Annotated in this window: 26 protein-coding genes and 2 pseudogenes; 13 read left to right on the forward strand and 15 right to left on the reverse strand. The window is 63.0% G+C overall.

Annotated features, from left to right (window positions below; all coding sequences use genetic code 11):
- Window positions 1-34 precede the first annotated feature (34 nt).
- A complete protein-coding gene (dapE, locus tag ATY75_RS27660; RefSeq protein ID WP_088939972.1) occupies window positions 35-1,228 on the forward strand; it encodes a succinyl-diaminopimelate desuccinylase in 1,194 nt (397 codons plus the stop codon).
- Entirely contained in the window at window positions 1,215-1,811 is a 597-nt protein-coding gene (locus ATY75_RS27665) for a hypothetical protein (protein WP_088939973.1), read from the forward strand. The genes dapE and ATY75_RS27665 overlap by 14 nt, the downstream gene beginning before the upstream one ends.
- 360 nt (window positions 1,812-2,171) lie before the next feature.
- Here ATY75_RS27665 and truA read toward each other — a convergent pair whose 3' ends face one another.
- The 5 genes from truA to def all read right to left on the reverse strand — a co-directional run bounded on the left by truA (window position 2,172) and on the right by def (window position 5,185).
- Window positions 2,172-2,972 carry a tRNA pseudouridine(38-40) synthase TruA gene (gene truA, locus ATY75_RS27670; RefSeq protein WP_088939974.1) on the reverse strand — a complete coding sequence of 267 codons (801 nt, stop codon included), beginning with the start codon at window positions 2,970-2,972 and terminating at the stop codon, window positions 2,172-2,174.
- Window positions 2,972-3,907 (reverse strand): methionyl-tRNA formyltransferase, encoded by a 936-nt coding sequence (fmt, locus tag ATY75_RS27675; protein WP_088939975.1) that lies wholly within the window; start codon window positions 3,905-3,907, stop codon window positions 2,972-2,974. The genes truA and fmt overlap by 1 nt, the downstream gene beginning before the upstream one ends.
- 20 nt (window positions 3,908-3,927) lie before the next feature.
- Entirely contained in the window at window positions 3,928-4,347 is a 420-nt protein-coding gene (locus ATY75_RS27680; protein ID WP_088939976.1) for a type II toxin-antitoxin system VapC family toxin, read from the reverse strand.
- Complete coding sequence (locus ATY75_RS27685; RefSeq protein ID WP_064836153.1) at window positions 4,344-4,604, reverse strand: hypothetical protein; 261 nt, start codon at window positions 4,602-4,604, stop codon at window positions 4,344-4,346. The genes ATY75_RS27680 and ATY75_RS27685 overlap by 4 nt, the downstream gene beginning before the upstream one ends.
- A 65-nt stretch (window positions 4,605-4,669) precedes the next feature.
- Complete coding sequence (def, locus tag ATY75_RS27690; RefSeq protein ID WP_088940122.1) at window positions 4,670-5,185, reverse strand: peptide deformylase; 516 nt, start codon at window positions 5,183-5,185, stop codon at window positions 4,670-4,672.
- A 233-nt stretch (window positions 5,186-5,418) separates the two neighbouring features.
- Here def and ATY75_RS27700 point away from each other — a divergent pair, with 233 nt between their 5' ends.
- Together ATY75_RS27700 and ATY75_RS27705 are read left to right on the forward strand one after the other, a co-directional pair.
- On the forward strand, window positions 5,419-6,645 hold the full coding sequence (locus ATY75_RS27700) for a DNA recombination protein RmuC (RefSeq protein ID WP_088939978.1): 1,227 nt from the start codon (window positions 5,419-5,421) through the stop codon (window positions 6,643-6,645).
- 81 nt (window positions 6,646-6,726) lie between these two features.
- A complete protein-coding gene (locus ATY75_RS27705; RefSeq protein ID WP_088939979.1) occupies window positions 6,727-7,626 on the forward strand; it encodes a ribokinase in 900 nt (299 codons plus the stop codon).
- 120 nt (window positions 7,627-7,746) lie between these two features.
- Here ATY75_RS27705 and ptsN read toward each other — a convergent pair whose 3' ends face one another.
- The 8 genes and pseudogenes from ptsN to lptC all read right to left on the reverse strand — a co-directional run bounded on the left by ptsN (window position 7,747) and on the right by lptC (window position 14,169).
- Window positions 7,747-8,211: a PTS IIA-like nitrogen regulatory protein PtsN gene (gene ptsN, locus ATY75_RS27710; RefSeq protein ID WP_003570770.1), complete on the reverse strand. Its 465-nt coding sequence runs from the start codon at window positions 8,209-8,211 to the stop codon at window positions 7,747-7,749.
- Between the two features lie 70 nt (window positions 8,212-8,281).
- A complete protein-coding gene (gene raiA / locus ATY75_RS27715; RefSeq protein ID WP_003570772.1) occupies window positions 8,282-8,857 on the reverse strand; it encodes a ribosome-associated translation inhibitor RaiA in 576 nt (191 codons plus the stop codon).
- Window positions 8,858-9,149: 292 nt separating this feature from the next.
- A pseudogene (locus tag ATY75_RS27720) lies at window positions 9,150-9,765 on the reverse strand (DMT family transporter); the annotation flags it as partial.
- A gap of 102 nt (window positions 9,766-9,867) precedes the next feature.
- Window positions 9,868-10,164 (reverse strand): annotated as a pseudogene (locus tag ATY75_RS27725) (EamA family transporter); the annotation flags it as partial.
- 88 nt (window positions 10,165-10,252) lie between these two features.
- Window positions 10,253-11,815 carry an RNA polymerase factor sigma-54 gene (rpoN, locus tag ATY75_RS27730; RefSeq protein ID WP_088939981.1) on the reverse strand — a complete coding sequence of 521 codons (1,563 nt, stop codon included), beginning with the start codon at window positions 11,813-11,815 and terminating at the stop codon, window positions 10,253-10,255.
- Window positions 11,816-12,035: 220 nt separating this feature from the next.
- Window positions 12,036-12,812, reverse strand: coding sequence for an LPS export ABC transporter ATP-binding protein (gene lptB / locus ATY75_RS27735; RefSeq protein ID WP_003583867.1), 777 nt, complete (start codon window positions 12,810-12,812; stop codon window positions 12,036-12,038).
- 40 nt (window positions 12,813-12,852) lie between these two features.
- On the reverse strand, window positions 12,853-13,488 hold the full coding sequence (locus ATY75_RS27740) for an LptA/OstA family protein (protein ID WP_088939982.1): 636 nt from the start codon (window positions 13,486-13,488) through the stop codon (window positions 12,853-12,855).
- Window positions 13,489-13,503: 15 nt separating this feature from the next.
- Window positions 13,504-14,169, reverse strand: coding sequence for an LPS export ABC transporter periplasmic protein LptC (gene lptC, locus ATY75_RS27745; protein ID WP_064836135.1), 666 nt, complete (start codon window positions 14,167-14,169; stop codon window positions 13,504-13,506).
- Window positions 14,170-14,395: 226 nt separating this feature from the next.
- Here lptC and sppA point away from each other — a divergent pair, with 226 nt between their 5' ends.
- The 3 genes from sppA to ATY75_RS27760 all read left to right on the forward strand — a co-directional run bounded on the left by sppA (window position 14,396) and on the right by ATY75_RS27760 (window position 16,148).
- On the forward strand, window positions 14,396-15,346 hold the full coding sequence (gene sppA, locus ATY75_RS27750) for a signal peptide peptidase SppA (RefSeq protein WP_064836133.1): 951 nt from the start codon (window positions 14,396-14,398) through the stop codon (window positions 15,344-15,346).
- A gap of 29 nt (window positions 15,347-15,375) precedes the next feature.
- Window positions 15,376-15,675, forward strand: coding sequence for an integration host factor subunit beta (locus tag ATY75_RS27755; protein ID WP_003544934.1), 300 nt, complete (start codon window positions 15,376-15,378; stop codon window positions 15,673-15,675).
- A 140-nt stretch (window positions 15,676-15,815) separates the two neighbouring features.
- Window positions 15,816-16,148: a LapA family protein gene (locus tag ATY75_RS27760; RefSeq protein ID WP_064836131.1), complete on the forward strand. Its 333-nt coding sequence runs from the start codon at window positions 15,816-15,818 to the stop codon at window positions 16,146-16,148.
- Between the two features lie 29 nt (window positions 16,149-16,177).
- Here ATY75_RS27760 and ATY75_RS27765 read toward each other — a convergent pair whose 3' ends face one another.
- Together ATY75_RS27765 and ATY75_RS27770 are read right to left on the reverse strand one after the other, a co-directional pair.
- A complete protein-coding gene (locus tag ATY75_RS27765) occupies window positions 16,178-16,612 on the reverse strand; it encodes a GNAT family N-acetyltransferase (protein WP_088939983.1) in 435 nt (144 codons plus the stop codon).
- A 52-nt stretch (window positions 16,613-16,664) separates the two neighbouring features.
- Window positions 16,665-17,120, reverse strand: a complete 456-nt coding sequence (locus ATY75_RS27770) for a carbon monoxide dehydrogenase subunit G (RefSeq protein ID WP_088939984.1) — start codon at window positions 17,118-17,120, stop codon at window positions 16,665-16,667.
- Window positions 17,121-17,223: 103 nt separating this feature from the next.
- Here ATY75_RS27770 and ATY75_RS27775 point away from each other — a divergent pair, with 103 nt between their 5' ends.
- The 6 genes from ATY75_RS27775 to ATY75_RS27800 all read left to right on the forward strand — a co-directional run bounded on the left by ATY75_RS27775 (window position 17,224) and on the right by ATY75_RS27800 (window position 23,684).
- On the forward strand, window positions 17,224-17,808 hold the full coding sequence (locus ATY75_RS27775) for an NUDIX hydrolase (protein ID WP_088939985.1): 585 nt from the start codon (window positions 17,224-17,226) through the stop codon (window positions 17,806-17,808).
- A gap of 99 nt (window positions 17,809-17,907) precedes the next feature.
- Window positions 17,908-19,005 (forward strand): class I SAM-dependent methyltransferase, encoded by a 1,098-nt coding sequence (locus ATY75_RS27780; RefSeq protein ID WP_088939986.1) that lies wholly within the window; start codon window positions 17,908-17,910, stop codon window positions 19,003-19,005.
- Window positions 19,002-19,862, forward strand: a complete 861-nt coding sequence (locus ATY75_RS27785; RefSeq protein WP_088939987.1) for an RNA methyltransferase — start codon at window positions 19,002-19,004, stop codon at window positions 19,860-19,862. The genes ATY75_RS27780 and ATY75_RS27785 overlap by 4 nt, the downstream gene beginning before the upstream one ends.
- On the forward strand, window positions 19,859-20,362 hold the full coding sequence (gene lspA / locus ATY75_RS27790; protein ID WP_088939988.1) for a signal peptidase II: 504 nt from the start codon (window positions 19,859-19,861) through the stop codon (window positions 20,360-20,362). Before ATY75_RS27785 ends, lspA begins: the two co-directional genes overlap by 4 nt.
- Window positions 20,363-20,417: 55 nt before the next feature.
- Window positions 20,418-22,697, forward strand: coding sequence for an ATP-binding protein (locus ATY75_RS27795; RefSeq protein ID WP_088939989.1), 2,280 nt, complete (start codon window positions 20,418-20,420; stop codon window positions 22,695-22,697).
- Between the two features lie 108 nt (window positions 22,698-22,805).
- A complete protein-coding gene (locus ATY75_RS27800; protein WP_064836115.1) occupies window positions 22,806-23,684 on the forward strand; it encodes a GNAT family N-acetyltransferase in 879 nt (292 codons plus the stop codon).
- The last annotated feature ends 39 nt before the right edge of the window (window positions 23,685-23,723 follow it).

The raw sequence follows: 23,723 nt of genomic DNA on the forward strand, positions 1-23,723 counted from the left end.
TGTCTTTGCCATTCCCGCCGGATAGTTCGACGCCATGACCGCTACCGATCCCGTCGCCAATCTTCAGACGCTGATTCGCTGCCCCTCCGTGACACCAGCCGAAGGCGGCGCATTGTCGGCGCTCGACGCTATGCTTGCGCCGCTCGGCTTCACCGTCGACAAGGTGAAAGCAAGCGAGGCGGGAACGCCCGACATCGAAAACCTCTATGCCCGCCTCGGCAGCGACGGCCCGCATCTGATGTTTGCCGGCCATACCGATGTCGTGCCGGTCGGCGACGAAGCCGCCTGGACGCATGCGCCCTTTGCCGCCGAGATATCGAAGGGCGAACTGTTCGGCCGCGGCGCCGTCGACATGAAGGGCGGCATCGCCTGTTTCGTCGCCGCCGTCGCCCGCCATATCGAAAAAAACGGACCACCTCGCGGCTCGATCTCCTTCCTGATCACCGGCGACGAGGAAGGCCCGGCGATCAACGGCACGATCAAACTGTTGCAATGGGCGGCCGAGCGCGGCGAGCGCTGGGATGCCTGCCTGGTCGGCGAGCCCACCAATCCGGACAGGCTCGGCGACATGATCAAGATCGGCCGGCGCGGCTCGCTGTCGGGCAGGATCACCGTGCACGGCGTGCAGGGCCATGCCGCCTATCCGCATCTTGCCGACAATCCGGTGCGCGGCATGCTGCAGCTGACGCAGGCGCTGATGGACCCGCCCTTCGATGGCGGCACCGACGATTTCCAGCCCTCGAACCTCGAAGTGACCACGGTCGATGTCGGCAATCCGGCGACCAACGTCATTCCGGCCAAGGCATCGGCAAGTTTCAACATCCGCTTCAACGACAGCTGGACGGCCGAGACGCTGCGCGCCGAAATCCTGCGCCGTCTGCAAGCCGCCGCCGGCGACGGCCGGCTGCGGCCAGGCCGCGAACCGGTGAAATACGATATCGTCTGGGCCGACCGGCCGAGCCATGTCTTCCTGACTCGCAACAATGCCCTGATCGCCTCGCTGTCGTCGGCCGTCGCGAGCGTGACCGGCCGTTCGCCTAAGCTTTCGACCACCGGCGGCACCTCGGATGCACGTTTCATCAAGGATTATTGCCCGGTCGTCGAGTTCGGCCTCGTCGGCCAGACGATGCACATGGTCGACGAACGCGTGGCCGTTACCGATCTGGAGATGCTGACGGCGATCTACGAAACCTTCATCGCCCACTGGTTCGCCCATGCCGGGACTTAGGGAAGTCCAGTATTATCTGGCCGGCCTCTGGCTGCTGATCCGGCTGGATCCGCGCGGCTTCCGCTACCTCGACATGTCCGAGCGCGGCGTCAACCGCTCGTTCTGGGCGATCGCCTGGTGCCTGCCGCCGATGGGCATTTCCTGGCTCTGGTGGCGGCAGGTCTTTCTGCGGTCGATGCCGCCCGAAGCCGATGTCGGCTTTGCCTTCTATATCCGGCTCGGCTTCGTCGAACTCGCCAACTGGTTCGTGCCGCTGGTCTTTGCCGGGCTGCTGCTGCTTGCCTTCCGCATGGGTGAGCGTTTCGCCCCCGTCGTCGTCAGCGTCAACTGGCTCGGCGTGCCGCTCTCCTATATCAACGGGCTGCTGCTGGCGATGGTGGTCTTCCTTCCCGGCTCCGTCGGCCTGGTCTCGCTGCTGCTGCTGGCCTTCATGCTGGCGCAGGTCTTTGTTCTGGCGCGCATTCTGCGGATGATCTGCCACGGCCACGCGCTGATGGTCGGCGCAATGACGCTGGTGCTGCTGGTGCCGTCGATGATCCTTTCGGAATATCTGCAGCACTTCCTCGGCATCTATCCGGTCTGATCGAGCCTAGAGCCTTTCCTGGTTAGATTGAAGCATTCTGCCGGAGCAGGTTTTCGTCAGGGCAGAGGCGATTGGCGAAGGGCATACCCCTTGGTACGTCCGAGCCGATCGCCTCTGATCCTGGCTAGAGATGCCCGGCCCACCGGCCGCACCGCTTCGCCATGGCGAAGCGATCAGTGCGTCCGGCGCTTCCCAAGTCTTGCAGATTTGCCTGGCAAATCTGCGGGAGGGTTGGCTGAAACGGGCCGGCTGATCGACCGGCCGGCTTGGCCGTAGAACTGGGCTACGACGCGCGCCGGCCGGTCGACCATCCGACTCCGTTTGAGCCAACAGAATGATTCAATCTAACCAGGAAAGGCTCTAGGATTGATCGTCATCGGGATCGCCGACCGGCCTGCGCCGGTCGGGGATCACGTCGGGATAATCCACCTGCAGGAAATAGAGCCCGTCGGGCGGCGCCACCGGGCCGCAGGCCTTGCGGTCGCGCGCTTCCAGAGCCGCCTCGACATCGTCAGGCGTCCATTTGCCTTCACCGGCGAGCTTCAGCGTGCCGGCGAAGGAACGGATCTGGTTGTGGAGAAAACTCTGCGCCGTGGCGCGGATCTCGATCAGCTCGCCGCTGCGCGTCACATCCAGCCGGTCGAGCGTGCGCACCGGGCTGTTTGCCTGGCAATGGGCGGCGCGGAAGGTGGAAAAATCGTGCCGGCCGACCAGCCGCTGGGCGGCGGCATGCATGACCTGGTGGTCGAGCGCCTTCGGCACCCACCAGGCCTTGCCGGCTTCCAGCGCCAGCGGCGCCTTGCGGCTGACGATGCGATAGAGGTAATGGCGGCGCAGCGCCGAAAAGCGGGCATCGAAGAATTCCGGAACCGCTTCGACATCGAGAATGGAGACACGCTCGCCGGCGAGCCTCAGATGCGCGTTCAAGGCATTCTGCAGCTGGTAGGGCGACCAGTCCTTGGAAAGATCGGTATGAACCACCTGCCCCATGGCGTGGACGCCTGAGTCAGTGCGGCCGGCGCCGCGGACCGAGACGGTCTCGCCGGTCAGCGACAGCACCGCCGCTTCGATCGCGCCCTGCACAGAGGGGCCGTTCTCCTGCCGCTGCCAGCCGACATAGGGGCCGCCGTCATATTCGACGGTCATGCGGAAGCGCGGCATCAGGAAAGCCTCGTGCCGGCGGCAAGCGGCGTGCCCCTGAGGAAATCGGCTGCGGCCAGCGGCTTGCCGCCGGCCTTCTGCAGCCGCGTCAGCCGCACCGCGCCGGAGGCGCAGGCGACCACCAGATCGTCGCTCAGCAATTGCCCGGCAGGCCCCTCGCCTTCCGCCAGTTCGGAGCCCAGCACCTTCACCCGCTCAGGCTTGCCGCCGGCCTCGAGTTCGAACCAGGCGCCGGGAAACGGTGCCAGGCCGCGGATATGGTTGTGCACATCCCTGGCAGTCCCGGCGAAATCGATGCGGGTCTCGGCCTTGTCGATCTTGGCGGCATAGAGCACGCCGTCTTGTTGCTGCGGCGTCAGCGGCAGGTCGTTCATTTCAAGCTTCACCATGGCTTCCGCCATCGCCCTGGCGCCGACCTGCATCAGCCGGTCGTGCAGCTCGCCTGCCGTCATGTTCGAGCCGATCTCGACTTTTCGGGTGAGCGCGACGGCGCCGGTATCGAGGCCTTTATCCATCTTCATCACCATCATGCCGGTTTCTGCGTCACCCGCCATGATTGCTCGCTGGATGGGCGCTGCACCCCGCCAGCGCGGCAGCAGCGAGGCATGGCCGTTGTAGCAGCCGTCGCGCGTGCCGTTCAAAACCGCCTCCGGCAGCAGCAAGCCGTAAGCGACGACGACGGCGACATCGGCATTGAGGGCGGCAAACCTCTCGCGCTCCTCGGCATCCCTAAAATTGACCGGCGTGAAAACCGGCAGGCCGAGCAGTTCGGCCGCCTGATGCACCGGCGATTTCTGCAGATCGAGGCCGCGCCGGCCGCCTGGCCGCGGCGGCTGGGTATAGACGGCGGCAATCCGGTGGCCGGCATCGACGAGCAGGCGCAAGGTCGGAACCGAGAACTCGGGTGTTCCCATGAAAATGATGCGAAGGGACATTCTAGCTCGCCAATTGAGGGTCACCCCTCTTCAAACGGGTTTACGAGCTTGAGATCAAGCCCCTCGAAATCTCTGGTGTTGCGGGTGGCGAGCGTGGCGCCGTTGGCAAGGCAGATGGCGGCGATCATCGCATCCTTCGTTTCCATCGGCCGCCCGGCCTTTCTGCGCTCCGCAGCCAGCAGGCCGTAGCGGTTGGCCGCACTGAGGGAAAACCCGAGGATACGGCCTGCAAATTCCGACCCGATCCGATTGAAGTCGGAAACCAACGCTGTCTTTCGCTTGCCATCGTCGAGCAGTTCGAGACCATAGCGCATTTCGGCGACGGCGATCGTCGTCAGGAAAAGCGCCTCAACGTCGTAGCCGTCAAGCCAGTTCAATATCCGCTCGCTGTGGGTCCTCCCCTGCATTTCGGAAATCACATTCGTATCGAGGACGATCATCTGTCGAAACGCGGCGGTTCACGGTCGGGTTCGTGGCGCGAGGCGGCAATGGCGTCCACCTCATCATCGCTCAATCGTTCGTCACCCATCAGGGCACGCAGGCGCTGCCCGGCCGAAACGCCCGAGCGCTCCGCGGCGATCTGCCGGCGGAGGATTTCGATCGCCTCTTCCGACAGGCTGCGGCCATTGCGCTGCGCGCTTTCCTGAAGCTGCCGTTTCATTGCCTCCGGAACATCGCGAATAAGCAAATCACCCATTCAGCACCTCCATTATGATATCGGTGATATCATAATGCCTTGCCAACGCAATTTCAACGCGATGCTCAGAGCGCCTTGGACTTCGCCGCCTTGGTGAACTTCTTGATCACCATCTCCCGCTTCAGCCGCGAGATATAATCGATGAACAGCACGCCGTTCAGATGGTCGATCTCGTGCTGCAGGCAGGTGGCGAGCAGGCCGTCGGCCTCAGCCGTCTGTTCCTTGCCGTTGCGGTCGAGATATTTGACCGAGACGACTGCGGGGCGCTCGACCTCGGCATAATAATCCGGGATCGACAGGCAGCCTTCCTCATAGACCGAGCGCTCGTCGGAGGATTTGACGATCTCCGGGTTGATGAACACCTGCGGCTGCTTCTCCTCGCCCTCGCGCGACACGTCGATGACCAGCATGCGGCGCGGCACGCCGATCTGGACCGCCGCAAGGCCGATGCCCGGCGCGTCGTACATGGTTTCCAGCATCTCGTCGGCAAGACGCTGCAGGTCGGCGTCGACCCGCTCGATCGGCTTGGAGATCTGGCGGAGAATGGGATCGGGAAGAATGATGAGTGGCTTGATGGTCATGGCGTTCCCATAACCCATCTTTTCCGACTATGGAATTATCCGGCAGGCGGGGAAGATGCTTTTTTGCATCCCCGCCCGGAATTTCGCCATATTCGCCCCGGGCTGCTCGGCCGGCAGCGGTGCCGGATCGACCCTTGAGGCCAGCAAGCCCTCGGCCTGCGAGGACATTGGGGGCGCCATATCCGTTCACGTTTTGATCTATATATTGCCGCTTCTTCTGTTATGGTTGCGGCATGACCGCTAGTCCCGATTCGTTCACTTTGTCGTTTGCCTCGATCAGTCCGGCCATGCTGGCGCTTGCCGGCGGGGCTCTGCTGGCTCTTGTCCTGCTGGTGATCGTGCTGCTGCTGCGCGGCGCAAGCCTTCGCCACGAACAGGCGGAAGAGGCAAGCTTTCGTGCCGCTGAAAGCGACGCGCGCATGGCCGAGCTTCTCAAGATCCAGGCGGAGATGCAGGGCCGGATCGCTGTGATGACCGAGGTGTTCGGCGCGCGGCAGAGCGAACTGAACCAGGCGATCAGCCAACGCCTCGACGGCATGTCGCAGCGCGTCAACTCGACGATCACCGAACAGACCAAATCGACGCATGAAAATCTGCAGCGGCTGCAGGAGCGGCTGGCGGTGATCGACGCGGCGCAGAACAATATCCAGACGCTCGCCAAGGATGTCGTCGGGCTGCAGGCCATTCTTTCCAACAAGCAGACGCGCGGTGCCTTCGGCCAGTCCCGGATGGAAACCATCGTCGCCGACGGCCTGCCGATGGGCGCCTATGCCTTCCAGCAGACGCTCTCCAACGGTTCGCGGCCGGACTGCACGATCCGCATGCCGAACGGCGCGCCGCCGCTGGTGATCGATGCGAAATTTCCGCTCGAAGGCTGGAACGCGATCCGCGACGCCGGCAGCCCGGAGGCCGGCAAGATCGCCGGACAGCAGTTCCGCCGCGACATGGAGATCCATATCAGGGATATTTCCGAGAAATATCTGATCCAGGGGGAAACCCAGGATACGGCCTTTCTCTTCGTGCCGTCGGAATCGATCTTCGCCGAGCTCCACGAGAATTTCGAGCCGGTGGTGCAGAAGGCGCACCGGGCCCGTGTCGTCATCGTCTCGCCGTCGCTGTTGATGCTGTCGATCCAGGTCATCCAGGCCGTGCTCAAGGATCAGCGCATGCGGGCGCAGGCGCATCTGATCCAGGGCGAGGTGGCGATCCTGATGGACGATCTCGGCCGCCTGGACGAACGGGTGCGCAAGCTGCAGGGTCATTTCGCCATGGCGCAGAAGGACATCGACATGGTGGTCACCTCGGCCGACAAACTGACCAAGCGCGGCGCCAAGATCGAAGCGCTGGAATTCGAGGCGGGCGGCAGCGAGGTCAAGCCGGACCACGACGGCGAACCAGCGGCCAAATCGGTGGAAAGCCGCACCGGTCTTCTCAAGCTCCGGGTGGTTGACGAGGAGTGACCGCTTCGGGCAGTGTCTCGCCCGCACGAAACAGCAGGCGCATGACGTCGCCCGCATGCGCCAGAGGACGGGACACCCCTGATGATTACAGTTTTCGGGTCCATCAACATGGACCTCATCGCCACCACCGAGCGCCTGCCGAAGCCCGGCGAGACGGTGGCCGGCAACGGCTTTGCCACCGCCGCCGGCGGCAAGGGTGCCAACCAGGCCTTGGCTGCGCGCCGCGCCGGCCGCTATGTGCACATGGCCGGCGCCGTCGGCAAGGACAGCTTCGCCGCCGATGCCCTTTCCCTGCTCGATGAAGCGGGAACCGATCTCTCCCTCGTCAGGCATGTCGACGGTCCCACAGGCACGGCGCTGATCCTGGTCGGCGGCGACGGCGAAAACATGATCGCCGTCGTTCCCGGCGCCAACGGCCTGGTCACGCCTGACGATGCCGACGCCGCGGTCGGCGGCATGCAGGAAGGCGATATTCTGATGCTGCAGCTCGAAGTGCCGACGGCGGCTGTCGAACGTGCCCTGTCGACCGCCCGCGCCAAGGGAGTCACCAGCATCCTCAACCTTGCGCCATTGATTCCCGATGCGCCGCGTCTCGGCCGGCTTGCCGATATCGTCATCGCCAACGAGACCGAATTCGAGCGGCTCGCCGGACAAGACGGCATGGACGCGCAAGCGCGCGAGGCGGCCCTGACGCGCCTGCATGCCGAAACCGGCCAGACGCTGATCGTGACGCTCGGCGGCGACGGCGTCGTCGCCATCCGCGACGGGGCGATGGCGAGGGCTAAGGGACTGGAGATCGAGCCCGTCGATACGGTCGGCGCCGGCGATACTTTCTGCGGCTATTTCGCTGCAAGCCTCGATGAGGGCCTGGATTTTGCCTCGGCGTTGCGCCGGGCGGCGGTCGCCGGTTCGCTCGCCTGCCTCAAATCAGGAGCGCAGCCTTCGATCCCTTCGGGTGAAGACGTCGCAGCCAGGATATAGCGGGGATTCCTTGCGAAGCCGCCGGCAGAACTCCCGCTGAACCAGGGAAATCCGGCGGTTTTTCGGCCTGGCGCGCATCGCATGATCGCAAAACTGCTGCCCAGTTTTGCAAGACATGGTTCAGGCAGCGTTCGACGTCTGCTCTTCGTTGAGGAAGGCGTAGATCGCCGAGGCGGAATCGGTGGCGCGCAGCTTGGCGACCAGATCGTGATCGCGCAGCACGCGGGCGATCCGCGACAGGGCCTTGAGGTGATCGGCGCCAGCGCCTTCCGGCGCCAGCAGCAGGAAAACCAGATCGACAGGCTGGTCGTCCAGGGCCTCGAAATCGACCGGCTGTTCCAGCCGGGCGAAAATGCCGACGATCGAATGGATGTTGACCAGCTTGCCGTGAGGAATGGCGATGCCGTTGCCGACGCCGGTCGAGCCAAGGCGTTCGCGCTGCAAGATGACGTCGAAGATCTCCCGTTCGGAGAGCCCGGTGATCCTGGCGGCTCTTGCGGCCAATTCCTGAAGCAGCTGTTTCTTGGAATTTACTCTGAGGGCGGGAATGATCGCATCCTGATGGAGCAAATCTGCCAATGCCATTTCTTTTTCCTTCTGTCGCCTCGATCAAATGCACGGAGCGGCGGCAATACCGCCGCTCACCGCCCTGACCTCAGCCTTTGATATTGGCCGAATCGATCCAGCCAATATTTCCGTCGTGCCGACGGTAAACGATATTCAAATGTTCCTTGCCGGGGCTGCGGAACAGGAGAAGCGGCTCGTCGGTCATGTCGAGCGCCATTACGGCGGTGGCGACCGACATGGTCTTCAGCTGCTTCGTGCTTTCAGCGACGATTGCCGGGGCGAAATCGTCGGGAATTTCATCTTCGTGATCAGGAACAGAGTCCATGACCGTGTAGGAGACTTCTGCAAAACCGTTCAGATGGTTTCCGGCATGATGGTCCTTCAGCTTGCGCTTGTAGCGGCGCAGGCGCTTTTCGATGCGCTCCGAAGCGGCGTCAAAAGCAAGCTGGGGATCGGTCGCTTCACCGGCCGCATGCAGCACCACCCCACTGTCGAGATGAAGCTTGCAGTCGGCGGAGAAACGCGAACTCGCCTTTTCCACGGTCACCTGGCCGGAATACCCCCCGTCGAAGTATTTCGTGATGGCCATACCAATTTGGTCCTCGATCTTTTGACGGAACGATTCACCAATTTCCATATGTTTACCGGACACACGCACACTCATGGAGTTTCCCTTCTTGTCGTCGTTTGCGGGTATCAGTTTACGCCAAGCCTCAGGTTCATCCAAGCACTTCGCGCAATCTCAAGCAAGATCGGCGTCGGCCTGCTGGTCCTTGGTGCCCTTCTGATGCTGGGGATAACTCCAGACGCCGTTTGCGGCATCGATTGCGGCGGGCTTCTAGCCAGCCGTTGACAGAAAGTCAATAGGGCGAAAAACCGCGATTGCTAATGCGCGCATCGCGTGTATCTGGTGCCAGCGAAAATAGGGCCTGCAGCCGACCCAGAGCTATTGATTTCTAAAGGCTTCTCGCTTGGATTGCATTCATCCTTGCCGGGATCGTCATGGCTGCGACACCGAGAATGACGCAAACGAGTCCAATCCAGGCGGTGGAGCTCAGCCTTTCGCCGAGGAAAACCGATGCCGATCGCAACGCCGATCGGCACCCTGAGATAGGCTTGCGACGTCGTTGCGACCGAACCCAGCGTCTGGACGAGACGGAAATAGATCGCAAAGGCAAGCGCCGTCGAAAAGGCGGAAAGAGCCAGCAGCGCCAGAATCGATGCGGCCGAGGGATCGAGCGCCCACGGCCGGTCGACGACGAGGCTGAGCGGCAAGAGAATGACCGCACCTGAAATCAGCGAGCCGGCCGCCGGCACGGCGGGATCGAGGCCCTTGAAGTTCTTGCTGAAAATCGCCGCACCTGCATCACAGGCGGTCGCCAGGATGATGGCGAGCTGCGCCATCAGGCCTTCGCCGAGACCGGCGAGCACCTCGACGCCGATCAGCAGGCAGATGCCCGCAAGCCCTGATATGACGCCGAAAAGCTTTCGCGCCGTCACCGGCTCATGGCGGGCGATCAGCACGGTCAGCAGGAAGGTGAAGATCGGCGTCGCCGAATTGAGGATCACCGCTGCTGCATAATTCCTTAAATCGGAATCGATTTAAGGATAAAATTATGCAGCCATTCAAAATGCTACAGCGTCCTTTGCGCGTCTGAAAGACGCGCGGCGCTGTAGCCCGGCATCGACGGATTGTTCCGCCCAGGCAATCAGCGTGAAGGGAATGACGCTGTTCAGACAGGCCTGAACGAAAAACCGCCGCCACGTCGCGCGGTCCGTGGGCAGGCGGATTCGCCGGCAGCGGAGGACGACAAGCAGGATGCAGCCGGCAATCAGCGTGCGGACGGCGATCAACGTCACCGGCGGGATCGTCTCGACACCGATCTTGATGAAAGTATAGGAGGAACCCCACAGGGTCGCCAGCGCCAGCAGCAGAAGAAGCTCTCTGGTAAGGTTCCGATTTTGCGGCATGGTTGTCGGCTTTCCAATGATCAGGACATCGGAGGAGTAGCGGGGATTTGGAGCTGGATGCTTCGATTAAGCCCGAAGCATTGCGGCGTCAGAAGCCCGAGACCTTGGCGAGCGCCCGCTTTTCGCGGCGGCGCTGCACCGAGGAGGCGATATTCATGGCTTCGCGGTATTTGGCAACCGTGCGCCGGGCGAGATCGACGCCGCCCTTCTTCAGCATGTCGACGATATCGTCGTCGGAGAGCACGGCATCCGGGCTCTCCTGCATGATCAGCGCGCGGATCTTGTGACGCACCGCCTCGGCGGAATGGCTGTCGCCGCCGGCGACGGCGCTGATCGAGACGGTGAAGAAATATTTGAGCTCGAAGAGGCCGCGCGGCGTCAGCATATATTTGTTCGAGGTGACGCGGCTGACGGTGGATTCATGCATTTTGATCGCTTCGGCGACCGTCTTCAGGTTCAGCGGGCGCAGGTGGTCGACGCCGTTCAGCAGGAAGGCATCCTGCTGGCGGACGATCTCGCTTGCCACCTTCATGATGGTCTTCGCCCGCTGGTCGAGACTGCGCGTCAGCCAATTGGCGCTCTGCAGGCATTCGGAGAGGAAAGCGTGATCCTCGCCATTCCTGGTCACGCGGGAAAAATAGGATTGGTTGACGAGCACGCGCGGCAGCGTATCCGGATTGAGCTCGACCAGCCAGCCACCCTCCGAAGAGGGCCTGACGACGACATCGGGCATGATCGCTTCCGATACGCCGGTCTCGAAACCGCTGCCGGGCTTGGGATTGAGCTGGCGGATCTCGCCGAGCATATCGAGAAGGTCTTCCTCGTCGACGCCGCAGAGCCGCTTCAGCGTGGCGAAATCGCGCCGCGCCAGCAGTTCGAGGTTTTCGACGAGCGCCTGCATGGCCGGGTCGTATCGGTCCTTCTGCCTGAGCTGGATCGCCAGGCATTCCGACAGGCTGCGGGCGAAGACCCCCGGCGGATCGAGCGTCTGCAGGGCGGAAAGCACACGCTCGGCCGCAGTCAGGCTGGTGCCGAGCCGCTCGCCGGTCTCGACGAGATCGACTTGCAGATAACCGGCATCGTCGAGCTGATCGACGAAGTTCTGCGCGATCAGCCGATCGGCCATGTCGGGCAGCACGAAGGGGATCTGCTGGGCGAGATGATCGCGCAGCGACACCTGGCCGGCGACGAAATCGTCGAGATCGTAATCGGCGCCCTCGCCGCCACTGCCCGGCATGGATTTCCACTGGCCGACGAGTTCCGGCGCATCGAGGCGCTGCGGCGCGCTGTCATCGGGAAAGACATTGGTGTAATTGGCGTCGAGCTCGTCGTTCAGCCGGCTGGTGCTGGCGCTGCCGCCGTTGTCGTACCAATCGCTGGAGAGGGCTTCGGTGCGGTTGTCGTAACCGTCGTCCGAGCCTGCATCCTCCGGCGAATGTCCATAAGGTTCGTCTTCGGCTTCGCCGCGTTCGGCCCCTGCCTCGCCGTCATTCGACGGAAATTCGAGGAGCGGGTTCTTCTCGACTTCCTGGGCGATGAACTGGGTGAGCTCGACATGCGTCATCTGCAGCAACTGGATGGATTGCATCAGTTGCGGTGTCATCACCAGGGATTGGTTCTGGCGCAGGAAAAGACTGGCGGACAGTGCCATGACGGACGCGAAACTCCCTCGATTCCTCCGGGAAACCGCGTCCGATCACACTTCAGGCGACGGAAATCCAACTGGCCCAAAAATTGCTTTTTTATCTCATTTGGTCAAGCGGAACTATGCCGGCGCGGTTAATTTCTGCGATGGGACAGGTGTCGGCAAAACGTCTGCGCCGTTTCAGGACGACCGCGGCAGCGTCCCCGTCTTTGGCATCATCAGCCGTTCAGAGGCTGAAATTGTCGCCGAGATAAAGTCGGCGCACTTCCGGATTGTTGACGATGTCGTTCGCCCGGCCATGGGTCAGTACTTCACCGGCATGGATGATGTAGGCGCGATCGATCAGGCCCAGCGTCTCACGCACATTGTGGTCGGTGATGAGAACGCCGATGCCGCGGGCCGTCAGGTGGTGCACGAGATTCTGGATGTCGGCGACCGAGATCGGATCGACGCCGGCAAAGGGTTCGTCGAGCAGCATGAAGGTCGGGTCGGTCGCCAGCGCGCGCGCGATTTCGAGGCGGCGGCGCTCACCGCCCGACAGGGCGACGGCGGCACTCTTGCGCAGCTTCTGGATATGGAATTCCTCGAGCAGCTCGTTGAGCTTCTGCTCGCGCTCGGCCTTGTCCTTGACATGCACTTCGAGGACGGCGCGGATATTTTCTTCCACCGTCAGCCCGCGGAAGATCGAGGCTTCCTGCGGCAGGTAACCGACGCCGAGGCGCGAGCGGCGGTACATCGGCATGGTCGTGACGTCGTTGCCGTCGATCTCGATCGTGCCCTCATCCACCGGCACGAGGCCGGTGATCATGTAAAAACAGGTGGTCTTGCCGGCGCCGTTCGGGCCGAGCAGGCCGACGGCCTCACCACGGCGCACCACCAGCGAGACGCCGTTGACGACGCGACGCGTCGCATAGGTCTTCGTCAGACCGCGTGCGATCAGCGTTCCCTGATAGCGGCTTTTGTCGGCGGCGCCCGCAGCTTGTGGCCCGGGCTGGCCAAACATGGTGGATAGCGATGATAATTTCACGTGTGAGGCCGGCTTCTCAGTTCTGCTTTTGCTGCGCATTCGGCTGCGATTTTGGATCGAGCTGAATCTGGACACGCCCGCCGCAGCTTTCAAGCTCCGCCTGACCGGTTTGCATGTGAACGGTCAGTTTGCAGCCGGTAAAGACGTTCGGTCCATCCGACAGAATAACCTTGTTGCTTTGATCCGCCGTGAGAATAAAGGTCTGCGAGGCCATATCGAAAGCGCCGTCATCGGCAGTCGCCGTCTGCGTGCCCGATGTCAGCAGCACCTTGTCGGTCACCAGGATCTTGTCGATATCGGCACTTCCCGATGCCAGCGAGGCCGGCTGGGCCGGTTGGGCCGCGGGTTGCGTTCCGTCAGCGGCCGGCTTTGCCGCCTTGTCCTTGTAATAGACGGTCATCTTGCCGGACTGCATCGTCGTCGTCCCCTGGACGACCTTGACCTTGCCGGTGAACAAAGCGGTGTGTTCCTGGTCGTGGATCTCCAGCTTGTCGCTTTCGATCTGGATCGGCTGGTCGTTGGACAGCTTCATGCCCGACATGGTGGCAGCCTGCTGTGCGCCCGCGCCCGGGGCCATCAGAATAAGGGCAAATGCGCCGGCGATGAATGCCATACCGGTCTTGCAAGTGGAAAAACGACAATCTTTTGTCATGGATGACCCGGCTGGTTAAGTGCCCTGTTTATGGATGGCGGATGGATCGACATTCATGCGAACATTCCCCTCGAATGTGATCACCCGCCCCTTATCGGTTATCTGGAGCGTCTTCGCAACAATGGAGGCATTGTCCTTGGTGATGGTGACGGGGTCGTCGCTGCGCATGTTTCCGCCCTTGATGTCGAGGTGGGCGGACTGGAAATTCGCGTTGAGGCCGCTGCTCAGCACCAGTGTGAAGGGGGCCGTCATATGCAGGTTGTCGGTGGCGCGATTGTAATCGGCCGTCGAGGCGACGACGCGGGCGATCAGCCCGTCATTCATCGGCACCGCCGCCTTGATGGTCTCGAGCGTGATCAGATCGGGATTGCGGATATCCTGCAGCGCCCGTTCGGCAAGCATCGAATAGTTGACGCCGTCGGAATTGCGGCCCGCGATCGCCGGCTTTTCCATCACGACCTTGCCGTTCTCGATCTTGGCGCCTTCCATCTTGATGTTCTCGGGCAGATAGATCTTGACCAAGGCCACCGCCGTCAGGCCGGCCGCGACGACGAGGGCTGCCACCGGCAGCAAAATCTTCAGCCGCCGCACGCGGGCGGAATGAAACAACGCATCGCCATAGGCGCTCCGGCCGGAGCCCGCATAGGCGGCATGTCCGTTGTTCTTCAGGGTATCGAGCATAGGTCTCGTTCCATGTGCGGTGACCGCAGCGCCTCGTAACAAGGCCGGCCGCCAATCACAGTTCGTTTCGCATTATTACATTGGCTTGCCAATATGGAATTTTTTCTGCAACAAGCAACAAAACGGAAAAACATCAAAAAGTGGCATTCGTGCGCGCCGCTGCCACCTATTTCACCGGACCCATCGGCGGGCATGCCGAAGCCGGGGCAAGCGCTGGAGGTATCTCATGGACAGTTCGATGATCGCGGATCGCCGGCGGCTGCGCCGCAAGCTCTGGTTCTGGCGCCTCGCGGCGGTGGCCCTCTTCGTGGCGCTCGGTTTCGCCTTCTACAGCTTCGCCTTCGGCGACACCAAGACGAGCCGCCCGCATATCGCCCATGTGACGATAACCGGGCTGATCGTCGACGACGACGAGCTTCTGGAGCGGCTGAAGAAGGTCGAGACCAACGACCAGGTGAAGGCGGCGGTGATTTCGATCTCCTCGCCCGGCGGCACGACCTATGGCGGCGAAAAAATCTTCAAGGCGATCCGCGCGATCGCAGCCAAGAAGCCCGTCGTCTCCGACGTGCGCACGCTGGCCGCCTCCGCCGGCTACATGATCGCCACCGCCGGCGATACGATCGTTGCCGGCGACAGTTCGATCACCGGCTCGATCGGCGTCATCTTCCAGTATCCGCAGATCCAGCCGCTGCTCGACAAGATCGGCGTGTCGCTGCAGGAGATCAAATCTTCGCCGCTGAAGGCCGAGCCCTCGCCCTTCCATGAGGCGAGCGAGGACGCCAAGGCGATGATCCGCAACATGGTGGTCGACAGCTATAACTGGTTCGTCGATCTGGTCGCCGACCGGCGCAAGCTGCCGCGCGACGAGGTGCTGAAACTCGCCGACGGCACGATCTATACCGGCCGCCAGGCGCTCAAGGTGAAACTCGTCGATACGCTCGGCGGCGAGGCGGAAATCCGGGCCTATCTCAAGTCGCGCGGCGTCGACGCCGACCTGCCGATGGTGGACTGGGACAAGAAGAGCAATACGCCGTTTCTGCTCGCTGGGGCTGTTTCGCGGTTGATTACGATCTTCGGTTATGATGATCTCTTGAAAGGCCAGGATATCAATGGAATCCTGCCCCCAAAGTTGCTTCTTGACGGGCTGCTTTCAGTTTGGCAGGTTGGCCACGATTGATAAGAAATCAATAATTTAAGGGGGCGAAGGTGATCAAGTCCGAATTGGTGCAGATTGTTGCGGCACGCAACCCGCATCTCTATCATCGCGACGTCGAGAATATCGTCAACGCGGTTCTCGACGAGATCACGGATGCACTGGCTGCGGGAAACCGCGTCGAATTGCGCGGCTTTGGCGCGTTTTCGGTGAAGAACCGCCCTTCGCGCTCCGGCCGCAACCCGCGCACCGGCGATACCGTCTTCGTCGAGGAGAAATGGGTTCCCTTCTTCAAGACCGGCAAGGAGCTGCGCGAGCGGCTCAATCCCGGTCAGGCCGACGAAGAGGATTGAGCGACCTAAGCGGCCTGCGGCGAAACCCGCACTTGAACTCGATGGCCGTTTTCCTATTCTGCTAGTGCATCGGCCCGAAAATCGGAATCGATTTTCGGGCCGATGCATAAGTACCAAGCGCCGACGCATGGAGAGCTCAAATGGCCAAGAAGATCGTCAACCTGTTGATTCTGCTGCCACTCGGCGTCGTCCTCATCGTCTTCTGCGTCGCCAACCGACAAAGCGTCACGCTCGCCTTCAATCCGTTCCGGCCGGAAGATCAGGTGCTGGCGGTTTCGGCGCCCTTCTTCGTCTTCCTGGTGGTTGCCCTGATCGCAGGCATGCTGATCGGCGCGGCCGCCACCTGGTTCGGCCAGGGCAAACACCGCAAGCGCGCCCGCACCGAAGCCAAGGAAGCCATCCGCTGGCAGGGTGAGGCCGACCGCCACAAGAGCCGCGCCGAGGAAATCGCCGGACAGCTTCCGGCACGGTAAAGCGGCTCGGTTTCGACGACGCTCGCCGGTCAGACCGGAAGAAAGCTCAGCTCCTCATAATCGCCCTCCGGCGACGTGCCGTTGCCGGTCACGCGGAAACCATGGGCGAGATAGAACGCTTTCGCCCGCCGGTTTTTCACCAGGCATTTCAGCCGGTAGCGGTGTTGCGGCCATTCCGGCAGCGCCTGCAGCAGCGCCGTACCGGCGCCAAGGCCCTGGAAGTCCCGGCGGATATAGAGCATGTGGATGAAATCATCGGCGGGCCAAAGCGACAGGAAGCCGGCAACTCCGCCATTTTCATGCTCACAGACGAAGACCGTCTCGCCATTGGTATGAGCGGCGAAATCCTCGCGGTGGAACTTGCCGGGGTCGACCCAGACGAATGTTTCGCGGCGCACGGAAAGATAAATCTCCGCGAGTATTTCCTGGTCTTCCGCCCGCAGCGGCCTGATTGTCCAAGTCATGACGTCGACTTAACCCAAGCCCCTATCCCCGCCAAGCCCAAAGCGCGCGGGATCAGCCGGCCGCCATCTTCGCGACGACGGCGGCATTGAAATCCGAAAAGAACCCTTCGGCGAGCCTCTGCGAGGTCGAATCGAGCAGGCGTGCGCCGAACTGGGCAAGCCTGCCGCCGAGTTCGGCCTTTGCCCGATAATGCAGGATGGTCTCGGCGCCGTTTTCTTCGAGCACGATATCGGCGCTGCCTTTGGCAAAGCCGGCAAGACCACCCTTGCCTTCGGCCGATAACGTATAGCTCTTCGGTGCATCGACATTGGAAAGCGTCAACAGCCCATGGAAGGTGGCCGACAGCAGGCTGAACTTGACCTTGATCGTCGCCTCGAACGTGTCCGGCGACAGCCGCTCGATGCTCTGGCAGCCTGGAATGCAGCCGCGCATGATCTCGGGGTCGTTAAGCGCTGCCCAGACGACATCCCGCGGCGCAGCGATGCGTTCTTCGCCGGTGAAATCCATTCGATAACCCCATCTCCGATTCGTTCACCTTATCCCAGCGGGAAAGGCTTTTGCCAGGCGGAGAGGAATGTTATCCCGCTCGTTCCGGAGCAAGGAATTGGCGATGAGTGACGAATTGAAGCCCTGGAGCGTGACGGCAAGCCGCATCACCTACGAGGATCGCTGGATCCGTCTGCGAAGCGACGATTGCCTCACCGCCGACGGAATCGTCGTCGCGCCTTTCCATGTGCTCGACTATCCCGACTGGATCAACGTCGTGCCCGTGATGCCCGACGGGCGCGTGCTGCTGACGCGGGAATACCGGCACGGCCGCGGCGAGATCATCCACGGTCTCGTCGCAGGCGGCGTCGAGCGCGATGACAGCGGGAGCGGCGATGCGGCGATGGTGGCGGCCCGGCGCGAACTCCGGGAGGAGACCGGCTATGAAGCCTCGACCTTCGTCAAGCTGCTGACCTCCTATCCGAATGCCGCGAGCCACAGCAACGCGGTGACGAGCTGGCTGGCGCTCGGCCTCAGCCGCGCCGGGCAACCGCGGTTCGACCCCGGCGAAAAAGTCGAACTGCTGTTTGCGGATCTTGCCGCCATCCTGGGCGATCTGCAGTCCGGCGCGATCGTCATGCAGTCGATGCATGTCGCAGCCCTGTATGCGGCAGAAAGCTGGCTTCGCCGGCAGTCATCCGAGGCTTGAAATACATGCCCCGCCGGCGCGCAGTTGATCCGGCACGCTTTTCTGGGCTACTGCATAATTCAAAGGGCGCTGTGCCCGACAGAGACGCGGAAGAGCACGTTGAAACAGAAAGAACGCCGGCCGGGCCAGAAGAAGACATCAGGTCCTTCCGGTGAAAGCCGCAGGGACGATCGGGCCGGCCGGCCGGCCAAGCCGGTCGCGCGGCCACCGGCTGCCCGTGAGGCGGTGCGCGAGGCTGCCGTGCCGGCCGCCGCCGAACGGCCGTTGACGACACGCAGCGGCGAGCGCCCGATCGAGCGCGTGCCCGTCATCCTCGAATCGCTCGGGGCCGGCGACTTTCACCTGATCGACAGCGGCAACGGCGAAAAGCTGGAACAATACGGACCTTACCGCATCATCCGTCCCGAGGCCCAGGCGCTGTGGCGGCCTTCGCTGCCGGCCCATGTCTGGGAAAAGGTCGATGCCGTCTTCACCGGCGATACCGACGAGGAAGGCAGCGGTCGCTGGCGCTTCCCGAAGGCGGCGCTCGGCGAGACCTGGCCGCTCAACCTGCTCGGCGTCGATTTTTGCGGCCGTTTCACCGCCTTCCGTCATGTCGGCGTCTTCCCGGAGCAGATCGTGCACTGGAGCTGGATGAAGGAGCAGGTCGAAAAGGCAGGCCGGCCGCTGAAGGTGCTGAACCTTTTCGGCTATACCGGCGTCGCCTCGCTGGTTGCCGCCGCGGCCGGCGCCGAAGTCACCCATGTCGACGCCTCGAAGAAGGCGATCGGCTGGGCGCGGGAAAACCAGGCGCTCGGGCGCATGGAGAAGCTGCCGATCCGCTGGATCTGCGAGGATGCGATGAAATTCATCCTGCGCGAGGAACGTCGCGGCAGCCAATACGACATCATCCTCACCGATCCGCCGAAATTCGGCCGCGGCCCGAACGGCGAGGTCTGGCATCTCTTCGAGCATCTGCCCTTGATGCTCGATGTCTGCCGCGAGATCCTGTCGCCGAAGGCGGTGGGTCTGGTGCTGACGGCCTATTCGATCCGCGCCAGCTTCTATTCGATCCACGAGCTGATGCGCGAGACGATGCGGGGCGCCGGCGGCGCGGTCGAATCCGGCGAACTGGTCATCCGCGAAGCGGGCCTCGACGGCAAGACGCCGGGCCGCGCGCTTTCCACCTCCCTCTTTTCCCGCTGGGTGCCGAAATGAGCAAGGACTTCCACGATCAGGGACCGCGCAGGGTCGGCCAGGTGAAGGAAGTCACCTCGCTTGCCAATCCCATCATCAAGGACATCAAGGCCCTGACGAACAAGAAGTCGCGGGAGGAGAGCGGGACTTTCCTGGCCGAAGGGCTGAAGCTCGTCATCGATGCGATCGAACTCGGCTGGACGATCCGCACGCTGGTCTACGCCAAGGCCGCCAAGGGCAAGCCGCTGGTCGAGCAGATGGCGGCCAAGACCGTCGCCTCCGGCGGGCTGGTGCTCGAAGTCAGCGAAAAGGTGATCGGCTCGATCACCCGCCGCGACAATCCGCAGATGGTCGTCGGCATCTTCGACCAGCGCTGGATGCCGCTCAAAGACATCCGGCCGAGAGAGGGCGAGACCTGGGTGGCGCTCGACCGCGTGCGCGATCCCGGCAATCTCGGCACTATCATCCGCACAGCGGATGCGGCCGGGGCTTCCGGCGTCATTCTGGTCGGAGAGGCAACCGATCCCTTCTCGCTCGAGACCGTGCGCGCCACCATGGGCTCGGTCTTCGCCGTTCCGGTCGCACGCGCGACGCCGGAGGAATTCCTCGCCTGGCGGAAATCGGCCGGCGTTTGCGTGGTCGCGACCCATCTTGCCGGCGCGGTCGATTACCGCACCATCGACTACCGGAAGAAACCCGTCGTGCTCTTGATGGGCAACGAGCAATCCGGCCTGCCGGATCAGCTCGCCGGGCAAGCCGACGCGCTTGCCCGCATTCCGCAGCAGGGCCGCGCCGATTCCCTGAACCTCGCCGTCGCCACCGCCGTCATGCTTTTCGAGGCGCGCCGCCATCTCCTCTCACTTGCCGAGGGCAAATGACCGAACAGACGCCTGCCCGCCCCGCGCTGTTTTCGCGCCCGGCGCCGATCCTCTTCTTCATCATCGTCGCCGTCCTCCTCGACCAGATCGTCAAGATCGCGGTCGATCATTACCTGCCGCTGCAGGAGGCGGTGCCGGTTATTCCGATGCTGGCGCTCTACCGTACCTACAATCTCGGCGTCGCCTTTTCGATGCTGGAGGGCATGGACGGCTGGTTCATCGTCGGCATGCGGCTCATCATCGTCGCCTTCGTCGCCTGGCTATGGTACCGCACGGCGAAGGACCGCTGGCTCGCCCATCTCGGTTATGCGCTGATCATCGCCGGCGCGATCGGCAATCTCGTCGACCGCTTCGCCTATGGCCACGTGATCGATTACATTCTTTTCCACACCGAAAGCTGGTCTTTCGCAGTGTTCAATCTCGCCGACAGCTTCATCACCATCGGTGCGGCCTGCGTCATTCTCGACGAGCTGATGGTGCCGAAAACGGCCGGCCGCTAAAATCTTATCGAATTCCTGAAGGCATTCGGAAGAGGCCTCATGTTAGCCAGATAGCATGCAGAACCTGGGACAGTTGCAGGAAAGATTGTCCGCCGCCTTCGGCGGACCCGCCGCCAAACCGCATGAAAAGCGGATGGCGGTCTCTTTCCCGCGGCCGGTCGCATCGGCGCCTGAGGCAGCCGATGACGGCAAGATCGGGCCTGCAACGACACGCCGTCTGCTGGTCTATTGGCTTGGCGGCGCCGGTCTGCTTGCCGCGATGATCCTGACGCTGCTTGCCCATGCCGGCGATCCTCTGCTGCTTTCGGGTGGGCTTGTCATTCTCGGCCTTGCCGTCATCGCCAGCTATGCCGTGCTGATGGTTCGGCGGCGCAAGCCGCCGCGGGGCGGCAAATCGCTGCCGGATTGGAACGACGGCGCCAAGCTGTTCGCCGACGTGCACGACGTGCTCGGCGACATCACCGTCAGCCGCAGCATGGACCGGCGCATCATTTCGGCCAACGACACGTTTCGCCGCCTGACCGGGCGGCTGCGTCCGGAGGGTCGGAGCTGCGAGGAAATCGGGCTTGCTTTCCGCCCCGGCCCGATACCGCACTGCTTCGACGTCGAGATCTCGACGCCGGACGGCCAGCGCATCTTTCTCTGGCGCGACGTCGTCACCCGCGACCCGGCAAACGGCCGCCTGCTGCTGCAGAGCGTGGCGCGTGATGTGACCGATGAGCGGCTGATCGCCCAGGGCCGCGAAGAGGCCCGGCAGAAGGCCGAATATAACAGCGCCGCCAAATCAAGGCTGCTTGCCACCGTCAGCCACGAGGTGCGCACGCCGCTTTCCGGCCTCCTCGGCATGACGCATCTGCTCGCCGAGACGCGGCTGACGCAGGAGCAGCAGGACTATCTCGCCAATATCCGCCAGTCCGGCCACGCGCTGACACAGCTCGTCGAGGACCTGCTCGATTTCTCCACCATCGAGGTCGGCCGCTTCGCGCTGCACCCGCGCTCGGAATCGCTGCGCAAGCTTCTGGAAAGCGTCGTCGAGATGCTCGCCCACCGGGCGCATGAAAAGGGCATCGAGATCGGCGCCACGGTGTCTTCGGACGTGCCGGAGAATATGAGCTTCGACCCGGCGCGGCTGCGCCAGGTTCTGTTCAACGTCATCGGCAATGCCGTGAAGTTCACCCAGGCCGGCGGCGTCTTCATTCGCGTGTCGCTCGAGGCAGACGACCTGTCGATCACCGTCACCGATAGCGGTCCCGGCATGACGGCGGAGGAGCAGGCGCGCGTCTTCGGCGAGTTCGAGCAGGGCGGGACCGTCGCCGACAAGAGCAGCGGCACCGGGCTCGGCCTTGCCATCTCCGCCCGCATCATGCGCGAATTCAACGGCGCGCTGACTGTTGCCAGCGAAAAGGGCAAAGGCAGCGAATTCACCATCCGCTTCCCGGTCGATATCGGCAGCGAGCGCCCCGACAGGCGCAATACGCTGCTTGCCGGCAACAGCGTCGTGCTGCTGGCGCCGGCGGGGGCTGCGCGCACCGCCATCGCCGAGACGATCACCGCGCTCGGCGGTCTCTGCCATCTGGTCGGCGACGGCGAGAGCGCGCGGGCAACGCTGCTCGGCCTGGCAAACAGCGGACAGCGGCCGACCGATATCATCATCGATCACCGCATGTCGGCGGAATTTTCCGCCCATCTTGCCGATCGCGCCGAAATCGCTGCCCTTGGCCTGCGCAAGGTCCTGCTCGTCAATCCGGAAGAGCGCAGCGCCCATCCGCTCGACCTCTTCGACGCCTGGCTCATCCGGCCGCTGCGCGAACAGTCGCTGATCGACGTGCTGCGCGGACGCATGCGCGGCATGGAGAAGCGCGACGCGCTGAACGACAACCAGCCGGGCTTCGGCCTTTCGACGGCGGAGACGATGGTTGCCGCCAGCGGGCTCAACATCCTGCTTGGCGAGGACGATCCGATCAATGCCATGCTGGTGCGCGTCGTGCTGGAGAAGGGGGGGCATAAGGTGCGCCATGTCGACGATTTCGAGACGCTGCTCGATTGCGCCCTGTGCGAGGCGAACGCCCGGCCCGATATCATCATCAGCGACCTGTCGATGCCCGGCGGCAACGGCATCGATATGCTCGCACGCCTGCGCGGCCATGAAAGACGGCTCGACCTTGCCTCGGTGCCGGTGATCGTGCTGACCGCCGACAAGAGCGACGAATCGCGCCGCCAGGTCTTGCTGAACGGCGCCAACCGCGTCATGGTCAAGCCGGTCGACCCGGTGCGGCTGCTGACCGAAGTTCAGGCGGTCGCCGCACTTTCCGCCCGCCGGGCGGAGGCGCGGTAACGTGCCGCGGGGCCGGCACGCTTCTTGCGTTCACAAATTCGATATGTCACTTTCCTGTCGCAGAGAAGTGTTTTATGGCGTCGATAAGCCGGCAACGGGAGAATCGTCATGTCCGCCATCGACATCCTGAATCGTGACACCACCGCGGAGGCTGCACGGCCCTCGACGGCGGCTGCGCAGACGGACGGCGATATCCTCGGCCGCATCGGCAATCTGGAAACCCGCCTTGCCCGCACGGCGCGCGAGATCGATGCCGCCCAGGCCGTGCGCTACCGCGTCTTCGTCGACGAAATGAAGGCGCAGCTGCCGCAGGATGCCATGCGCCGCCAGCGCGATGTCGATGCCTATGACGCTGTCTGCGACCATCTTCTCGTTCTCGACCGCACGATCGAGGGTGACCCGGAAGACCAGATCGTCGGCACCTACCGGCTGCTGCGCCAGGATGTCGCCGCGGCCAATGGCGGTTTTTACTCGGCTTCCGAATTCGAGATCGAGGGTCTTCTTGCCAAACATCCGGACAAGCGCTTCATGGAGCTCGGCCGTTCCTGCGTGCTGCCGGAATACCGCACCAAACGCACCGTCGAGCTTCTGTGGCAGGGCAACTGGGCCTATGCGCTGAAACACGGCGTCAGCGCCATGTTCGGCTGCGCCTCCTTCCCCGGCGTCTATCTGGAAAGCCATGCGCTGGCGCTGTCCTTCCTCTACCACAATGTGCTGGCGAAGAACGAATGGGCCGTCAACGCATTGCCGCATCTCGCCCGCAACATGGATCTGATGCCGGTCGAGGCCGTCAACCCGAAGCGGGCGCTGATGGCGCTGCCGCCGCTGATCAAGGGTTATATGCGCCTCGGCGCGATGGTCGGCTCCAGCGCGGTCATCGATCATGCCTTCAACACGACCGACGTGCTGATCGTGCTGCCGATCTCCAGCATTTCCGACCGCTACCTGAATTATTACGGCGCCGACGCCGGTCGCTTCGCGAGCTGAGCCGTCTGCTTGTCAAACTGCTGCAGCGCCCTGTGCGCG

This window comes from Rhizobium sp. N122 (assembly GCF_002211295.1).
Classification (GTDB): Bacteria; Pseudomonadota; Alphaproteobacteria; order Rhizobiales; family Rhizobiaceae; genus Rhizobium.

Coding starts and splice junctions, on each gene's coding strand:
- ATY75_RS27705 (WP_088939979.1), top strand. CDS start 6,727: ATGATTACAGTTTTCGGGTCCATCAACATGGACCTCATCGCCACCACC.
- fmt (WP_088939975.1), bottom strand. CDS start 3,907: ATGTCCCTTCGCATCATTTTCATGGGAACACCCGAGTTCTCGGTTCCG.
- raiA (WP_003570772.1), bottom strand. CDS start 8,857: ATGAGTGTGCGTGTGTCCGGTAAACATATGGAAATTGGTGAATCGTTC.
- def (WP_088940122.1), bottom strand. CDS start 5,185: ATGACCATCAAGCCACTCATCATTCTTCCCGATCCCATTCTCCGCCAG.
- truA (WP_088939974.1), bottom strand. CDS start 2,972: ATGCCGCGCTTCCGCATGACCGTCGAATATGACGGCGGCCCCTATGTC.
- ATY75_RS27775 (WP_088939985.1), top strand. CDS start 17,224: ATGAGTGACGAATTGAAGCCCTGGAGCGTGACGGCAAGCCGCATCACC.
- ptsN (WP_003570770.1), bottom strand. CDS start 8,211: ATGGCATTGGCAGATTTGCTCCATCAGGATGCGATCATTCCCGCCCTC.
- sppA (WP_064836133.1), top strand. CDS start 14,396: ATGGACAGTTCGATGATCGCGGATCGCCGGCGGCTGCGCCGCAAGCTC.
- ATY75_RS27795 (WP_088939989.1), top strand. CDS start 20,418: ATGCAGAACCTGGGACAGTTGCAGGAAAGATTGTCCGCCGCCTTCGGC.
- ATY75_RS27765 (WP_088939983.1), bottom strand. CDS start 16,612: ATGACTTGGACAATCAGGCCGCTGCGGGCGGAAGACCAGGAAATACTC.
- ATY75_RS27770 (WP_088939984.1), bottom strand. CDS start 17,120: ATGGATTTCACCGGCGAAGAACGCATCGCTGCGCCGCGGGATGTCGTC.
- lptC (WP_064836135.1), bottom strand. CDS start 14,169: ATGCTCGATACCCTGAAGAACAACGGACATGCCGCCTATGCGGGCTCC.
- lptB (WP_003583867.1), bottom strand. CDS start 12,812: ATGTTTGGCCAGCCCGGGCCACAAGCTGCGGGCGCCGCCGACAAAAGC.
- ATY75_RS27685 (WP_064836153.1), bottom strand. CDS start 4,604: ATGGGTGATTTGCTTATTCGCGATGTTCCGGAGGCAATGAAACGGCAG.
- ATY75_RS27740 (WP_088939982.1), bottom strand. CDS start 13,488: ATGACAAAAGATTGTCGTTTTTCCACTTGCAAGACCGGTATGGCATTC.
- ATY75_RS27700 (WP_088939978.1), top strand. CDS start 5,419: ATGACCGCTAGTCCCGATTCGTTCACTTTGTCGTTTGCCTCGATCAGT.
- ATY75_RS27680 (WP_088939976.1), bottom strand. CDS start 4,347: ATGATCGTCCTCGATACGAATGTGATTTCCGAAATGCAGGGGAGGACC.
- ATY75_RS27800 (WP_064836115.1), top strand. CDS start 22,806: ATGTCCGCCATCGACATCCTGAATCGTGACACCACCGCGGAGGCTGCA.
- ATY75_RS27760 (WP_064836131.1), top strand. CDS start 15,816: ATGGCCAAGAAGATCGTCAACCTGTTGATTCTGCTGCCACTCGGCGTC.
- ATY75_RS27785 (WP_088939987.1), top strand. CDS start 19,002: ATGAGCAAGGACTTCCACGATCAGGGACCGCGCAGGGTCGGCCAGGTG.
- rpoN (WP_088939981.1), bottom strand. CDS start 11,815: ATGGCACTGTCCGCCAGTCTTTTCCTGCGCCAGAACCAATCCCTGGTG.
- ATY75_RS27665 (WP_088939973.1), top strand. CDS start 1,215: ATGCCGGGACTTAGGGAAGTCCAGTATTATCTGGCCGGCCTCTGGCTG.
- dapE (WP_088939972.1), top strand. CDS start 35: ATGACCGCTACCGATCCCGTCGCCAATCTTCAGACGCTGATTCGCTGC.
- lspA (WP_088939988.1), top strand. CDS start 19,859: ATGACCGAACAGACGCCTGCCCGCCCCGCGCTGTTTTCGCGCCCGGCG.